Origin of the sequence: Pseudokineococcus lusitanus, assembly GCF_003751265.1 — a bacterium.
In the GTDB taxonomy this organism is placed as follows: domain Bacteria; phylum Actinomycetota; class Actinomycetes; order Actinomycetales; family Quadrisphaeraceae; genus Pseudokineococcus; species Pseudokineococcus lusitanus.
Map to the genome: position 1 here is coordinate 355482 of NZ_RJKN01000001.1, position 15083 is coordinate 370564.

At 74.4% G+C, this 15083-nt stretch carries 16 protein-coding genes; 8 read left to right on the top strand and 8 right to left on the bottom strand.

The features are described from left to right. Nucleotides 1-61 precede the first annotated feature (61 nt). The 5 genes from ctaE (at nt 62) to EDC03_RS01590 (ending at nt 5138) form a co-directional block, all read left to right on the top strand. Nucleotides 62-700, top strand: a complete 639-nt coding sequence (gene ctaE, locus EDC03_RS01570; protein ID WP_123378431.1) for an aa3-type cytochrome oxidase subunit III — start codon at nt 62-64, stop codon at nt 698-700. Between the two features lie 97 nt (nt 701-797). Then, nucleotides 798-1595 carry a cytochrome bc1 complex diheme cytochrome c subunit gene (qcrC, locus tag EDC03_RS01575; protein WP_123378432.1) on the top strand — a complete coding sequence of 266 codons (798 nt, stop codon included), beginning with the start codon at nt 798-800 and terminating at the stop codon, nt 1593-1595. Continuing rightward, nucleotides 1592-2620 carry a cytochrome bc1 complex Rieske iron-sulfur subunit gene (qcrA, locus tag EDC03_RS01580; protein ID WP_123378433.1) on the top strand — a complete coding sequence of 343 codons (1029 nt, stop codon included), beginning with the start codon at nt 1592-1594 and terminating at the stop codon, nt 2618-2620. The genes qcrC and qcrA overlap by 4 nt, the downstream gene beginning before the upstream one ends. Then, on the top strand, nt 2617-4299 hold the full coding sequence (gene qcrB, locus EDC03_RS01585; RefSeq protein WP_123378434.1) for a cytochrome bc1 complex cytochrome b subunit: 1683 nt from the start codon (nt 2617-2619) through the stop codon (nt 4297-4299). Before qcrA ends, qcrB begins: the two co-directional genes overlap by 4 nt. Nucleotides 4300-4586: 287 nt before the next feature. Continuing rightward, entirely contained in the window at nt 4587-5138 is a 552-nt protein-coding gene (locus EDC03_RS01590; protein ID WP_123378435.1) for a hypothetical protein, read from the top strand. Nucleotides 5139-5150: 12 nt separating this feature from the next. On the opposite strand, the gene EDC03_RS01595 is transcribed toward EDC03_RS01590, so the two are convergent. The 7 genes from EDC03_RS01595 to EDC03_RS01625 all read right to left on the bottom strand — a co-directional run bounded on the left by EDC03_RS01595 (nt 5151) and on the right by EDC03_RS01625 (nt 11946). Continuing rightward, on the bottom strand, nt 5151-5891 hold the full coding sequence (locus EDC03_RS01595; RefSeq protein ID WP_199719842.1) for an alpha/beta hydrolase family protein: 741 nt from the start codon (nt 5889-5891) through the stop codon (nt 5151-5153). A 2-nt stretch (nt 5892-5893) separates the two neighbouring features. Continuing rightward, nucleotides 5894-6292, bottom strand: coding sequence for a cytochrome c oxidase subunit 4 (locus EDC03_RS01600; protein ID WP_123378436.1), 399 nt, complete (start codon nt 6290-6292; stop codon nt 5894-5896). Further along, a complete protein-coding gene (gene ctaD / locus EDC03_RS01605; RefSeq protein ID WP_123378757.1) occupies nt 6289-7983 on the bottom strand; it encodes an aa3-type cytochrome oxidase subunit I in 1695 nt (564 codons plus the stop codon). The genes EDC03_RS01600 and ctaD overlap by 4 nt, the downstream gene beginning before the upstream one ends. A gap of 71 nt (nt 7984-8054) precedes the next feature. Then, complete coding sequence (gene ctaC / locus EDC03_RS01610) at nt 8055-8933, bottom strand: aa3-type cytochrome oxidase subunit II (RefSeq protein WP_199719843.1); 879 nt, start codon at nt 8931-8933, stop codon at nt 8055-8057. Nucleotides 8934-9050: 117 nt separating this feature from the next. Beyond that, nucleotides 9051-9848, bottom strand: a complete 798-nt coding sequence (aat, locus tag EDC03_RS01615; protein WP_241966965.1) for a leucyl/phenylalanyl-tRNA--protein transferase — start codon at nt 9846-9848, stop codon at nt 9051-9053. A gap of 118 nt (nt 9849-9966) precedes the next feature. Beyond that, entirely contained in the window at nt 9967-10359 is a 393-nt protein-coding gene (locus tag EDC03_RS01620) for a HesB/IscA family protein (RefSeq protein ID WP_123378438.1), read from the bottom strand. 180 nt (nt 10360-10539) lie between these two features. Further along, on the bottom strand, nt 10540-11946 hold the full coding sequence (locus EDC03_RS01625) for a M20/M25/M40 family metallo-hydrolase (RefSeq protein WP_123378439.1): 1407 nt from the start codon (nt 11944-11946) through the stop codon (nt 10540-10542). Nucleotides 11947-12051: 105 nt separating this feature from the next. Here EDC03_RS01625 and EDC03_RS01630 point away from each other — a divergent pair, with 105 nt between their 5' ends. Further along, nucleotides 12052-12633 (top strand): DUF3043 domain-containing protein, encoded by a 582-nt coding sequence (locus EDC03_RS01630; protein WP_123378440.1) that lies wholly within the window; start codon nt 12052-12054, stop codon nt 12631-12633. On the opposite strand, the gene EDC03_RS01635 is transcribed toward EDC03_RS01630, so the two are convergent. Next, nucleotides 12560-13282 carry a class I SAM-dependent methyltransferase gene (locus tag EDC03_RS01635; protein ID WP_241966966.1) on the bottom strand — a complete coding sequence of 241 codons (723 nt, stop codon included), beginning with the start codon at nt 13280-13282 and terminating at the stop codon, nt 12560-12562. The genes EDC03_RS01630 and EDC03_RS01635 overlap by 74 nt on opposite strands. Before the next feature lie 18 nt (nt 13283-13300). Between EDC03_RS01635 and EDC03_RS01640 the strand changes: the two genes are divergently transcribed. Next, nucleotides 13301-14233 (top strand): YihY/virulence factor BrkB family protein, encoded by a 933-nt coding sequence (locus EDC03_RS01640; protein ID WP_123378441.1) that lies wholly within the window; start codon nt 13301-13303, stop codon nt 14231-14233. A 55-nt stretch (nt 14234-14288) separates the two neighbouring features. Then, the gene (locus EDC03_RS01645) at nt 14289-15074 is read left to right on the top strand and encodes an SCO2322 family protein (RefSeq protein ID WP_123378442.1); all 786 of its coding nucleotides are present in this window, start codon (nt 14289-14291) and stop codon (nt 15072-15074) included. Nucleotides 15075-15083 lie beyond the last annotated feature (9 nt).

Sequence of the window (15083 nt, forward strand, 5' to 3'; positions counted from 1 at the left end):
TGCCGGACGACACGCGCGCACCCCCCGTGTCGGGCGTCGCCGCGTCGTCCATACTGCTCTCGTGACCTCCGAGACCGCAGTCCCCACGGCCGTCGGCCACAGCACGGTCAACCGGCCCAACATGGTCTCGGTCGGCACCATCGTGTGGCTCTCCAGCGAGCTGATGTTCTTCGCGGGGCTCTTCGCGATGTACTTCACGATCCGCGCCGTCAGCCCGGCCCTGTGGGGCGAGGAGACGCCGCTCCTCGACCTGCCGTTCGCGTCGATCAACACGACGATCCTCGTGCTCAGCTCGGTCACCTGCCAGCTCGGCGTCTTCGCCGCCGAGCGCTTCCAGCCGTACCGCACGGGCAGCCTGCTGAACGTGCGCCGCTGGGGCATGGTCGAGTGGTACGTCCTCACCTTCCTCATGGGCTCGACCTTCATCGGCGGCCAGGTGTGGGAGTACGCGACGCTCGTCAGTGAAGGCCTGACGATCGCCAGCTCGCCCTACGGCTCGGTCTTCTACCTGACCACCGGGTTCCACGGCCTCCACGTCATCGGCGGCCTCATCGCCTTCTGCGTCGTCATCGCCCGCGCCTTCGCCTCGTACCGCTTCGGCCACCACGAGGCGACGAGCGCCATCGTCACGTCGTACTACTGGCACTTCGTCGACGTGGTCTGGGTCGGCCTCTTCGCCGTCATCTACCTGATCCAGTGAGCCCGTCGGGCCCGAAGTACCGGGCGAGCGCCCTGCACCCGCGCCCCGCGCGCACCCGTCACCCCCGCACCACCCCGAGCGTGAGGAACATCAGGACGTGAGACAACTCGCCGCACGCCGCCGGCACCCGCTGGCGACCGCGATGCTGCTGCTCCTGGCGCTCGTCGTCACGGGGGCGGCCTACACCGCCGTCGCCCCCGGCCAGGCCGACGCCGCCCCCACGATCAACGACGCCGAGGGCGACGTCGACCGCGGGCAGGAGCTCTTCCTCGCCAACTGCGCCACCTGCCACGGGCTCCAGGCCCAGGGCGGCACCGGCGGACCCAGCCTCATCGGCGTGGGCGCGGCCTCCGTCGACTTCCAGGTCGCCACCGGCCGCATGCCGCTCGCCCAGCAGGCCCCCCAGGCCCCGCAGAAGCCGCGCGTCTTCGACGACCAGGACACCGCCGACCTGGCGGCCTACGTGGCGTCGCTGGCCCCCGGCCCGGCCATCCCGGCCGACGAGTACCTGACGGTGTCCGAGGACCCCGACGACATCGCCGCCGGCGGCGAGCTCTTCCGCATCAACTGCGCCATGTGCCACAACGTCGTCGGGGCCGGCGGCGCCCTCACGCAGGGCAAGTACGCGCCGTCCCTGGACGGCGTCGAGCCCCGCCACATCTACGAGGCCCTGCAGACCGGCCCGCAGTCGATGCCCGTCTTCAACGACGACAACATCACGCCCGCCGAGAAGCAGCAGATCATCAGCTACCTCGACCACGTGAACACCGAGCCCAGCCCCGGCGGCTGGTCGCTCGGCTCCATCGGCCCCGTCACCGAGGGCCTGTTCGTCTGGGTCGGCGCGATGGTCCTCCTCATCGGCTGCGCGGTCTGGCTGGGGGCGAAGTCCTCGTGAGCGACGTCCAGCTCCCCAACAGCGACAAGTCCGCGGTCGACCAGCCGGACGCCGGCCGCACGCCGGTCCGCTTCCGCAACCCGGGCCTGCCGGCGCACCAGCACCGGCGCGCCGACTCCGACCCGAAGGCGGCCCGCCGCGCCGAGCGGCAGGTGCTCGCGATGCTGGGGCTCTCGGCCCTGGGCACCGTCGTCTCGCTCGTCGGCTACTTCGCCATCCCCCTCGACGGCACCTTCGGCACGCTCCGGCTGTCGAACATCACGCTCGGCCTCGGCCTGGGCTTCGGCATCTTCTTCATCGGCACCGCGGCCGTGCACCTGGCCAAGACGCTGATGCCCGACACCGAGGCCATCGACGAGCGTCACCCGCAGCGCGGCACGGACGAGGAGCGTGCGACGGCGGCCGAGATCATGACGGCCAGCGGTCAGGAGTCCGGCCTCGGCCGGCGCCCGTTCATCCTCGGCGGCCTAGTGGGCGCCGCGGCGCTGGCGCCCCTCCCCGCGGTGGCGCTCCTGCGCGACCTCGGGCCGCTGCCGGGCGACTCGCTCAGCACGACCCTGTGGGCCCCCGGCGTGCGCCTCGCGCTCGACCCCTCGGCGGAGCCGATCCGCGCCGCCGACGTCACGCTCGGGTCGGTCTTCCACGTCATCCCGGAGAACCTGTACGAGAGCTCGCACTTCCTCGACGAGAAGGCCAAGGCGGCCGTCCTCATCATGCGTGTCGACCCGGGCGTGGTGCAGTACCGCGCCGACCGCGAGGGCTGGGACGTCGACGGCATCTACGCCTTCTCGAAGATCTGCACGCACGTCGGGTGCCCCGTGGCGCTCTACGAGCAGCAGACGCACCACCTGCTCTGCCCCTGCCACCAGTCGACGTTCGACCTGACCCAGCACTGCAAGGTCATCTTCGGCCCGGCCAAGCGTGCCCTCCCCCAGCTGCCCATCGAGGTGGACGACGAGGGCTACCTGGTGGCGACGTCAGACTTCCACGAACCGCCCGGAGCCAGCTTTTGGGAGCGCGGATGAGCACCACCGGCACCACCACCCCGGCAAGCCGCACCGCCCGCCTGTCCGCCGGCGCGGCCGACTACCTCGACGAGCGCATCGGCGCGGCACGACTGGTCAAGGGCTTCGCCCGCAAGGTCTTCCCCGACCACTGGTCGTTCATGCTGGGAGAGGTCGCGCTCTACAGCTTCCTCATCCTGCTGATCTCCGGCACGTTCCTCGCGCTGTTCTACGTGCCGAGCATGACCCTCATCACCTACGAGGGCTCGTACGCCCCCCTGTACGGCGTGACGATGTCCGAGGCCTACGCCTCGTCGCTGCACCTGTCCTTCGACATCCGCGGCGGCCTGCTCATGCGGCAGGTGCACCACTGGTCGGCCCTGATCTTCGTCGCCGCCATCGTCGTGCACATGTTCCGCGTCTTCTTCACCGGCGCGTTCCGCAAGCCGCGTGAGTTCAACTGGGTGCTCGGCGTCGTGCTCGCGATCCTCGCCCTGGCCCTCGGCTTCACCGGCTACTCGCTGCCGGACGACCTGCTGTCCGGCAACGGCCTGCGGATCATCCAGGGCGTCATCCTGGCCATCCCGGTGGTCGGCACGTACATCACGTTCTTCCTCTTCGGCGGGGAGTTCCCCGGCGAGACGATTATCCCGCGGCTCTACATCCTCCACGTCTTCGTGCTGCCGGGGATCACGCTCGCGGTCATCGCCCTGCACCTGGCGCTGGTCGTCGCCCACAAGCACACCCAGTACCCCGGCCCCGGGCGGACCAACGACAACGTCGTCGGCTTTCCGCTGATGCCGGTGTACGCGGCCAAGGCCGGTGGCTTCTTCTTCATCGTCCTCGGCGTCATCGTCCTCATCTCGTCGGTGGTCTCCATCAACGCGATCTGGAACTACGGGCCCTACGACCCGTCACCGGTCTCGGCCGGCACCCAACCGGACTGGTACATCGGCTTCGTCGACGGGCTGCTCAGGCTCATGCCGGGCCAGCCGGAGTTCTACCTGGCCGGCTACACGCTCTCGCTCAACGTCTTCCTGCCGTCCCTCGTCGTGCCCGGGATCATGGTGGTCGGCCTCATCGCCTACCCCTTCCTCGAGCAGTGGGTCACGGGCGACAAGCGGGAGCACCACCTGCTCGACCGTCCCCGCAACGCCCCGGTCCGCACGGCCATCGGCGTCACGGCGATCGTCAGCTACTGCGTCATGTGGGCCGCGGCCGGCAACGACCTCATGGCCATCGCCTTCGGGATGTCGATCAACGACCTCACGTGGCTCCTGCGCTTCGCGTTCTTCGTGCTCCCGCCGGTGGCCTTCGTCGTGACGAAGCGCATCTGCATGGCGCTGCAGCGCAAGGACCGCGAGCTGGCGCTCCACGGCCACGAGACCGGCCGGGTCGTCCGCACCGCCGACGGCGAGTACTTCGAGGTCCACGAGCCGCTCAGCGACTCCGACCGCTGGGTGCTCGTCCAGCACGAGGCCTACCGCCCCCTGTCGATCCCGCCGCGTCGCTACGAGGACGGCTCCAAGCCCTCCCCCGTGGAGCGCGTGCGCGCCTCGCTCTCGAACTTCTTCTTCGAGGACCGGGTCGAGCCCGTCACGCCCCGCGAGCTGGCGGCGGCGCAGCACCACGGCGAGCACGAGGCCATCGAGCAGCCGGTCGAGTCCCGCCGAGAGATCACCTCGGGCACGCCCGACTGACCTCCCCGGCCACCCCCGGTGGCCCACGACGACGCCCCCTCCCGCCGCGCGCGGGAGGGGGCGTCGTCGTCCCGGCACGTACCGGCCCGGCGTATCCAGCGAGCGCCGGCGCTGCGGCGACGCCGCCGTCCCCTCCGGAGCGCCCGCACGACGCGGGTGCGTCCGACGGCCCGCCCTTGCCAGGTGGAACCCAGCCCGCTGGCAGGAGGGACCGGCAGGCTGCGCACCGCACCGCACCGCACCGCACCGCACACCGCACGCGACCGAGGCCGACGAGGAGACCGACCATGGGCCGACGTACCACCGCCGTCGTCGCTGGACTGGCGGTCGCGGGCGCCGCCGCCCTCGTCGGGCCCGCGCTCGCGGAGGACGGCGCCGAGGCACTCCTCTCCCCCGCCCGCCAGGGCGCCTCCGACACCCGCGACGCCGCGGTCGCCACCCTCGGCGACGGCACCCTCACGGACGCCGAGGTGGCCGACGCCGTCCGCGCGCTCGACCGCGGGCTCGACGCCGGCGACGGGTCGGGCGACCTCCCTGCAAGGGCGCCGAGCTCCTGGACCGGCCTCGCCGGTGACGCGCTCGCTGCCGCCGCGGTCCCGCTCCGGACGACCGCCGACGAGCTCGCCGCCGACCTGCGCCGTGAGGGCGCCACGCTGGCCTCCGTGGCGCGGGACCGCGGGGTCGACGTCCACGAGGTCGGGGACGCCCTGGAGGCGGCCGCCGTGCAGCGTGTCGACGAGGCGGCGGCGGACGGGCTCGTGACGCCGGAGCGCGCTCGAGAGCTGCGCGCAGCCGTCGTCTCCGACCTCGCCGGCGTCCTCGTCACCCCGCTCGGCTGACGCCGCCGGTCCTCAGCGCGGCGCCGACGCCCGCTCGTCGAGGAAGCGCCGCACGGCCGCCGTCACGGCCGCCCCGTCGCCGCGCAGCGTGTGGTCGCCCTCGACCCCCACCACGGTCGTCCGCGGGCCCGCGACGGCCCTCACGTCCTCCGGCCCCCCGAAGCGGTCGCGACGACCCTGCACGACGAGCACGGGCAGGGACGTCGCCAGCTCCGGTGCCCGGCTCGGGCCCGGCGCCCCGGCCCGCGTCGTCGGGACGAGCGGGAAGGCCAGCGCGACCACGGCGTCCACGTCGAGCGCCGCAGCCGTCCGGCACGCCACCCGCGCCCCTGCGCTCCGTCCTCCGGCGACGAGCGGTCCGCCCCCCGTCGACCCGCGCCGGGACGCCAGGACGGCCACGACCGCCGTCCAGGCGACGTCGAGACGGGCCGGCGCCACGGCTACCCGGCGACCCGCCACCTTCCACGGCTGGTCGAGGAGGACGGCGCTCCAGCCGGCCTCGAGGGCCCCGTCGACGGCGGCCCGCAGGTCGGGCGCCACGACGTCCGCCCCGCCGCCCGCGCCGTGGCCGAGGACGAGCAGCCCGCGCGACGGACCCGCCGGCGCGGACGTCGTCGTGCGGACGGTCCCCTCGGGCGTCTCGTGGAGCTCCGTGAGGGGGACCGGCCCGTCCGTGGCCGTCGCGCCGCCCCCGGCAGCACGACGCCCCGCCCCTGCGCGCAGGGACGGGGCGTCGTGGTCGGACGGCGGCACGGTCAGTGCGCGAAGCGTCCGCGGTAGTGCTCGAAGAGGAGACCCACCAGGGAGACGGCGGCCAGAGCGGCGCCGATGAAGGCCACCCACCAGGCCACGGCCGCGCCGAAGAAGATCATGAACGCCGAGAAGGCGAGCGGGAGCGGCCACCAGGACCAGGGGCTGAAGAAGCCCTGGTCACCCGGGGCGTCCGCGATGTGCGCCTGCGGGTCGTCCTCGGGACGGGGGTCGATCCGTCGCGCGGTGAGCCACAGGTACCCACCGATCATCGCCGCGAGGCCGCCGGTGAGGAAGAGGCCCGTCGTGCCCACGGCCTCGCCGCCCGACCAGAGGGCGTAGATGACGCCCACCGGCACGAAGACGAAGACCCCGCTGAAGAAGAGCTTGGTCTCGATGCTCACTGGTTCTTGCCCTTCGGCTCGCCCTTGAGGTCCGCCTCGCCGAAGACCCGGTCGAGGGTGCCCCGGTCCGGCGTCGTCACGGTGGACGCCGCCACCTCCGGGTGGTGGAGGTCGAACGCCGGCGACTCCGAGCGGATCCGCGGGATCGACGTGAAGTTGTGCCGCGGCGGCGGGCAGCTGGTGGCCCACTCGAGCGACCGGGCGTAGCCCCACGGGTCGTCGACGACGACGCGCGGCGCCGTGCGCCAGGTCTTGTAGACGTTGTAGGCGAACGGGATCATCGACGCCCCCAGGAGGAACGAGAAGATCGTCGAGACCTGGTTCATGCCGGTCCAGCCGTCCGACTGCAGGTAGTCCGCGTAGCGGCGGGGCATGCCCACGACGCCCAGCCAGTGCTGGATGAGGAACGTGCCGTGGAAGCCGACGAACAGCAGCCAGAAGTGGATCTTCCCCAGCTTCTCGTCGAGCATCGTGCCCGTGAACTTCGGCCACCAGAAGTAGAAGCCGGCGAACATCGCGAAGACGACCGTGCCGAACACGACGTAGTGGAAGTGCGCCACGACGAAGTACGTGTCGGAGGTGTGGAACGTCAGCGGGGGGCTGGCGAGGATGATCCCGGTGAGCCCGCCGAAGAGGAAGGTGACGAGGAAGCCGATCGACCACAGCATCGGCGTCTCGAAGGTGATGGACCCCCGCCACAGCGTGCCGATCCAGTTGAAGAACTTCACGCCCGTCGGCACCGCGATGAGCATCGTCATGAAGGCGAAGAAGGGCAGCAGCACCGCGCCGGTCACGTACATGTGGTGGGCCCACACCGTGACGGAGAGGCCGGCGATGGCGATCGTCGCGAAGACGAGGCCCTTGTAGCCGAAGATCGGCTTGCGGCTGAAGACCGGGAAGATCTCCGTGACGATGCCGAAGAAGGGCAGCGCGATGATGTAGACCTCGGGGTGCCCGAAGAACCAGAACAGGTGCTGCCAGAGGATGGCACCGCCGTTCTCGGCCTCGAAGACCTGGGCGCCCAGCCGCCGGTCGGCGCCGAGCGCGAAGAGCGCGGCGGCCAGGGGCGGGAACGCCATGATGACGAGGACGGCCGTCAGCAGGATGTTCCAGGTGAACAGCGGCATCCGGAACATCGTCATGCCGGGGGCGCGCATGCAGACGATCGTCGTGATGAAGTTGACGCCGCCGAGGATGGTGCCGAAGCCCTGCAGCGCCAGTCCGAAGACCCACAGGTCACCACCGACCCCTGGTGAGTACACGGGGTTGGACAGCGGCGCGTAGGCGAACCAGCCGAAGGAGGCCGCGCCGCCCGGCACGAAGAAGCCCATGAAGACCATGGCCCCGCCGAGCAGGAACAGCCAGAACGAGAACATGTTGAGCCGCGGGAACGCGACGTCCGGGGCGCCGATCTGCAGCGGCACGATGACGTTGCCGAAGCCGATGAACAGCGGTGTCGCGAACATCAGCAGCATGATCGTGCCGTGCATCGTGAAGAGCTGGTTGTACTGCTCCTTGTTCTGCACGATCTGGATGCCCGGCTCGAAGAGCTCGGCGCGGATGATCAGCGCCATCACGCCGGCCACGAGGAACCAGAAGAACGAGGTGATCAGGTACATGTACCCGATGACCTTGTGGTCGGTGCTCGTGATCCAGGAGACGACCGCCCGGCCCAGCGTGCGCTGCGACATGCGGCCGACCGACTGGCGGGCGGTGGTGCTCGTGGTCGGCTCGCCGGCTCCGGCGGCCTCGTAGTAGGTCGTCACCGGACGCCCTCCCTCTCGCCGTCGGCGTTGAGCTTGTTGAGGTCCTCGCCGAGGGCGCCCGTCTGGCCGGCGTCACGGAGGAGCTGCATCTGCTCGTCGTAGTCCTCCTGGGACACGACGGCGACGCGGAAGAGCATCTCGGAGTGGTACTGCCCGCAGAGCTCGGCGCACTTGCCCTCGAAGACCCCGATCTCCTGCGGGGTGAGCTCCATGTAGTTGTCCCGCCCCGGGATCATGTCCTTCTTGTAGAGGAAGCCGGGCACCCAGAAGGAGTGGATGACGTCGCGGGCCGTGAGGTGGAAGGTCACGGTCGTGTCCACGGGCAGGTACAGCGTGGGGATCTCGGTGACCGGGTTGCCCTGGTCGTCCAGGTCCACCTGCGTCGACGTCTCGTAGACGTCGTCGGTCGTGTAGTTGAAGTCCCACGCCCACTGCTTGCCGACCACGTTGATCTCGAGCTCGCGCTGGTCCTGCGGCGTGATGGTCTCGATGTCCACCTGGTCGCGGTGGGTGTAGTAGAAGAGGACGCCGACCATCATCAGCGGGACGACGGTGTAGAGCATCTCCAGCGGCACGTTGTAGCGCAGCTGCGCCGGCAGGCCGACGTCGTCCTTCTTGCGGCGGTACGCGACGACGCACCAGATGATGAGGCCCCAGACGAGCACGCCGGTGGCGAGGGCCGCGATCCACGAGCCGTTCCACAGCGAGATGACGGTGCCGGTGTTGTCGGTCGTCGTGGGGGTGCTGGGCATCCAGCCGGTGGAGACCGCCTCGGCGGAGCAACCGGCCGTCAGCAGCGCGACGGCGGCCAGCGCGCCGAGCGCGCGGGGCGCCCTGCGGCGGCGGGGGTGGGGCGGAGCGGTCGGGAGCACCATCGGCCTTCCGGGTCCGTCGTCCGTCCCCCGGGGAGGGCGGCCGAGCAGCGTGGTGATGTCGAGACGGAGGCTACCCCCCGCATTCCCGGCGGCGACCGGTGGGCCGCGTGCGGCGCGTCACCCGACCGGGGACGTCCGGGGAGCGTGCGCGGGCGGCCTGCCGGGCGCGGCCAGGGCGGGCGGCGGGGGCAGGACCACGGCGTCCGCGAGCCGCTCGAGGTACTCCCCGCGCGGGACCTCGACGACGCCCAGCGTGCCCAGGTGGTCGGTGCGCCACTGAACGTCGAGGAGGCGGCCGCGACCGTCGGCGCCGTCGTCGCGCAGCAGGTCGACGAGCGCGGCGACCGCGACCTTCGAGGCGTCGGTGCGCCGGGAGAACATGGACTCCCCGGCGAAGAGCCCGCCCAGCACGACGCCGTAGAGGCCGCCCACGAGCGCCCCGTCGTCGTCGCGGACCTCCACGCTCGTGGCGTGGCCCAGGGCGTGCAGCCGGGCGTACGCGCCCCGGACCTCGCGGGTGATCCACCGTCCGCTGCGCGACGGGTCGGCGCACCCCTCGACGACCTCGTCGAAGGCCGTGCCCACGGTCACGGAGAGCCGGGCGCGCGAGCGTCGCAGCGACCGGCTGACGTGCAGCCCGTCCAGCGGGAGGACGCCGCGCGGGTCGGGCGACCACCAGCCGAGGGGACGGCGGCCGCCGCCGCCGAGGCCCATGGGGAACAGCCCGAGCCCGTAGGCGTCGAGCAGCGTCGCCGGCTGCAGGTCGGCACCGGTCGCGACGAGGTCCTCCCCCGCCGGGACGCGCGCCAGGGCGGCGGCGAGGCCGGCGCCCCACCCCGAGCGGTGGCCGGCGCCGTCGCCGACCGGGCGACCGGTGCCGTCCCCGGGGGCTCGCGCCGCGTCGTCGCCGCTCACGCCACCCACCGCGTCCCCCGTCCCACCGCGCGCCGCCCCGCCCCGGGACGCAGCGCGGGCCGCCGCCCCCCGAGGAGGACGACGGCCCGCGGTGCGCCCGCCGGGGGCGGGGTGCGGCTCAGCTGAAGGAGTCGCCGCAGGCGCACGAGCTGCCCGCGTTGGGGTTGTCGATGGTGAAGCCCTGCTTCTCGATGGTGTCGGCGAAGTCGATCGTCGCGCCGTCGAGGTAGGGGACGCTCATCTTGTCGACGACGACGCCCACGCCGTCGAAGTCGCGCACGGCGTCCCCGTCCAGCGAGCGCTCGTCGAAGTAGAGCTGGTAGATGAGGCCGGAGCAGCCGCCGGGCTGCACGGCCACGCGGAGCCGCAGGTCGTCGCGGCCCTCCTGGTCGAGCAGGGCCCGGACCTTCTCCACGGCGGGCGCGCTGAGCTCGACCCCGTGGGTCCGCTCGGGCGCGGCCGTCGCGGCCTCGGGGGCCGTCGTGCCGGTGTCCTGGGTGGTCTGCGTCATGGGGCGTCTGCCTCCGCGCTGCGGGCGCCGCGGCGCCGTGGTCGTGCGGTCGTCGGCACCAACGGTGCCGGTCGCCGGTCTGTTCCGTGCTGCCGGTCGGTCGTCGGCGGCGGGCCCGCCGCGTCGTCCGGCCGTCCCAGGGTACGGCGCCCCCGGCCCCGGCCGGACGGGTCCGCGCGGTCAGACCTCGCCCGCGAGACGGGCCAGCAGCAGCGTCTCGGCCGTCGCCGCCCGCCCCAGCACCGCGAGCGAGAGCGACTCGTCGACGCCGTGCGCCGCCGTGGCCGGGTCCTCGACGCCGGTGATGAGCACCTCGGCGTCGGGCAGGAGGTCGAGGAGCTCGGCCACCAGGGGGATCGAGCCGCCGAGCCCCTGGTGCGCGACGCGGGCACCGTCCCAGGCGGTCGACAGCGCCCAGTCGGCGGCGTCGCGGGCGGGCCCGGGCCGGTCGCCCTCGAAGGGCCGCCCCGAGGCCAGCCGCTCGACCTCGAGGTGCGCGCCGAAGGGGACGGTGGCCGCCAGGTGCTCGCGCAGCAGCCGCTCGGCCTCGTCGACGTCCTGGCCGGGCGCCAGCCGCACCGACAGCCGGGCGGTGCGCGCCGCCGCCAGCGTGTTGGACGCGAGAGCCAGCGGCACGGCGTCCGACGCCACGACCGTCACGGACGGGCGGCGCCACGTCCGCGACAGCAGGGAGCCGCGCCCCACGAGCTCGACCCCGGGCAGCACCCCGCCGTCGGCGCGCAGCCCGTCCTCGGTGCGCGGCAGGTCCGCCGCCTCCCCCCGGACGAGCCCCTCGACGGCGAGGTCGCCGGCGTCGTCCCAGAGCCGGGCCAGCAGCACGGTGAGCGCCTGCGTGGCGTCCGGCACGAGGCCGCCCCAGATGCCCGAGTGCAGCGGCTGCCGCAGCGTCCGGACGGTGACGTCGAGCTCCAGCAGGCCGCGCAGGCTGACGGTCAGCGAGGGGACGTCCACCGACCAGTTGTCGGAGTCGGCGACGACGACGACGTCCGCGCGCAGCCGCTCCCCGTGGGTCGCGAGGAGGTCGGGCAGGGACGGCGACCCCGACTCCTCCTCGCCCTCGACGAGCACGACGACGCCGACGCCGTCCTGCGGCCCCCACGTCGGCAGCAGCGCCCGCAGGACCGTGACGTGCGTGACGACGCCGGCCTTGTCGTCCGCGGTGCCGCGCCCGTGGAGGCGCCCGTCGCGCTCGACCGGCTCGAAGGGCGGCGTCGTCCACGCCTCGGCCGGGCCCGTCGGCTGCACGTCGTGGTGGGCGTAGAGGAGGACCGTCGGCGCGCCGGCCGGCGCGGGGCGCCGTGCGAGCACCGCGGGCGCGCCGGGGGTGCCGTCGGGGCCCCGCGCCGTGACGACCTCCACGTCCGGCATCCCGGCGTCGCGCAGGAGGCCCGCGACCATCTCGGCGCCGCGGGCCAGCTCCGGACCGGCGTCGGGCGAGGAGGAGATGCCGCGGACGCGGACGAGGTCCTCCAGGTCGGCGCGGCCCGCCGGCAGCAGGTCGGCGACGCGGCGCCGCAGCGCCCCCACCGCCCCGTCGGAGGTGCCGGCCGTCGTGACGTCGCTCATACGGCGACGCTACCGAGGCCCCCCGACCTGGCCCGACGCCGTGGCGGCCCCGCGAGGGCACCCGGCGGGGCGGGGCGCGCCCGGCGCCGCACCTATCCTGGGCGCGTGCCCGCGCCCTGGACCCGCCGCAAGTCGACGACGCCCCCGGTGGAGGAGACCGCCCCGGCCGCCCCCGCCGTCGGCAAGGGCCGCCCCACGCCCCGCCGCGCCGAGGCCGAGGCCGCACGCCGCCGACCGCTCGTCGTCACCGACCGCAAGGCCGCGGCGAGGGCGTCGCGCGAGCGGCTGCGCGAGGAGCGCGGCCGCACCCGCACCGCCATGGAGACGGGCGACGAGCGGTACCTGCCGGCCCGCGACCAGGGCCCCGTCAAGCGCTTCGTGCGCGACGCCGTGGACGTCCGCCGCAACGTCGGCGAGTACCTCCTCTTCGCCGCGCTCGCGCTGGTCCTCGTGACCTTCGTCGTCCCGCCGGAGCAGGCGCTGTACGCCACCTTCGCGCTGTGGTTCGCCGTGCTGGCGGTCGTCGTCGACTGCTTCGTCCTCAACCGGCACCTCAAGCGGCAGCTGACCGCCCGCTTCGGCGAGGTGCCCGTGGGCTCCGTCCGCTACGGCGTCATGCGCGCGCTGCAGATCCGCCGCAGCCGCCTGCCGAAGCCGCAGGTGGCCCGGGGCGCGCAGCCCCGCTGACCCGCAGCACGCCGGTCGACCGGGTCCCGGCGTCCTCGACGTCGCCGACCACCGGGACGGCGTACCGCCCGACCTCGGCCAGCCGGCCCGTCGGCAGGTGCGCCCGCCCCGGGTCGCCCACGAGGACGAGCGCGCCCCCGTCGGCGCACCGCTCCAGGAGCGGCAGCAGCGCCTCGGCGACCGGGCGCTCGTAGAACAGGTCGCCGACGAGGACGACGTCCGCGCCGTCCAGCGGGCCCGGCCCCGCGGCGAGGACGTCGGCCACCCGCACGTCGACGACGACGCCGGCCCGCGCCGCCGTCCACCGGGCCGCCGCCGCCGCCAGCGGGTCGAGGTCCAGGGCCGTCACGGCCGACGCCCCCGCCAGCGCGGCCGCGACCGCGACGACGCCGGAGCCGCAGGCCACGTCGACGACGGCACGGCCGGCCACGAGGTCGGGGCGGTCGAGGACGTGCCGGGCGAGCGCCTGCCCGCCGACCCACGGCGCGCCCCAGAAGGGCGGCGGCTGCGGGCGGCCCGCGGCGGCGTCCGTGCGCTCCCACAGGGCGACCACGTCGTCGACGACCGGCACGACGACCTCCGGCACGAGCGGGACGGCGGCGGCACGGGCGCCCCACCGGGCGAGGTCCAGCGGCGCGTCGGGGTCCACGGGTGCCACCCTCCGCCCGTGAGCTCCGCGACGCACGTGCCCGAGACCTCCCGGATGGAGGACGACGAGCTCGAGGCGGACGACGCCTGGCACACGGTGCGGCGCTGCGGGCGGACCTTCCCGCTCGAGGTCGTGCGGCGCTTCCGGTACGCGGACGGCTTCTCGCACTCGCGCGCGCTGGGCCTGCAGCTGTGCCTCGCGGTGCTGCCCCTGGTCGTCGCGCTCGTCGGCCTCGCCGGGTCGGTGACGGCCGAGCGGCTGGCGGAGGTGCTGCGCGAGACGCTCCTGGCCCTGACGCCCGGGGCGTCCGCCGACGTGGTCCGGGAGACCCTCGACGGGGACGTCGGCGGCGCCGGCGCCCGGCTGGCGCTCGTCGTCGGCCTCGTCACCGCCCTCGTCGCCCTCACGACGGCGATGGCGCAGGTGGAGCGCGGCACCAACCGCGTCTACGGCATCGAGCGCGACCGGCCCTTCGTCGCCCGTTACACCCGCGCGGCGGTGCTCGCCGTCGTCGCGGGCGTCCCGGCCCTCGTCGGCTTCGTGCTGCTCGTGGGCTCCGGCCCGGCGGGCGACGCGGCCGAGGCGGTCTACGGGCTCGACGACGACGTCGTCCAGGCGGTCGCGCTGCCGCTCGGCGCCGTCCTCCTCGTCGGCGCGGTGACCACCCTCTTCCGCCACAGCCCGCGACGGCACCAGCCGGGGCTGTCGTGGCTGGCCCTCGGCGCCCTCCTCGTCCTCCTCCTGTGGGCGGCCCTCACCGCGTGCGTCGTCGGGTACGTCGAGATCTCCAGCGGCTTCACGACCGTCTACGGGCCGCTCGCCGTCGTCGTCGCGCTCCTGCTGTGGGGGCAGCTCACCGCCGTCGCCGTCTTCCTCGGGACGGCGGTCGCCGCCCAGCTGGAGGCCGAGCGCGTCGGCGTCCACCGGGGCGCCCGCGACGACGTCGCCTGACCCGTCGGGGTGCCGGCGGCACGCGCGCGGCCGCCCGTTCGTCCTGCCGGGAGACGTGCACGACGACCGAGGAGCTCTCCTGCCCACCGCACCGCCCGCCCGGCCCCTCCCCACCTCCCTCGCCGCCCTCGCCGCGGCCACCGCCCTCGCCGTGCTGCCCCTCGCCCCGGCGACCGCCACGACGGCGCCCGCCGACGCGGGCGCGACGACCTACTGGGGCTCCTTCCTCGTCGAGGACGGCGCCTGGGCCTTCGCGCCGGTCGGGCCGAGCGGGCGCCCCGCCGTCGACGGCACGGTCGAGGGGCTCCGCCTGGCCACGGTCGCCGACGACGCGGAGCCCCGGCCGCCCCGCGACCTGCCGTCCTTCGACGCCCTCTGCGGGGACGTCGCCCCGGCGGCGGACCAGGTCCGGGTCGGCGTCGTCGTCGACGCCGGCCGGCCCGCCGACCTCGTGGCCCTGCCCGGGGCGGGCACCCCGCCGGACGCGCCGCGCGGGGCGTGCGCGCAGGTGCCGGAGGGCTCCGTGGTCACCGCGGCCCTCGAGGACGTCGCCGACCTCCGGGTCGAGGGCGGCGTCCTCTGCGCCGTCGACGGGCTACCGCGCGAGGTCTGCCAGCCGGCGGTGGACCTGCCCGACGCCGCCGCCGCCCCGGACGAGCCGGTGGCCGTCGTGCTCGGCCGGGCGCCCGCCGTGGCCGACGCGGGACCGGCGGACGAGCCGTCGCCGCTCGCCGGGCCGCTCGGGCTGGCCGGGGCGCTGGCGGCGGCGCTCGCCCTGTCGGCGGGGGTGGCCGTCGCCGCCCGCTCGCTCCTGCGCCGGCGGGCCGCGGCCCGCCGCTGAGGCAGGCCC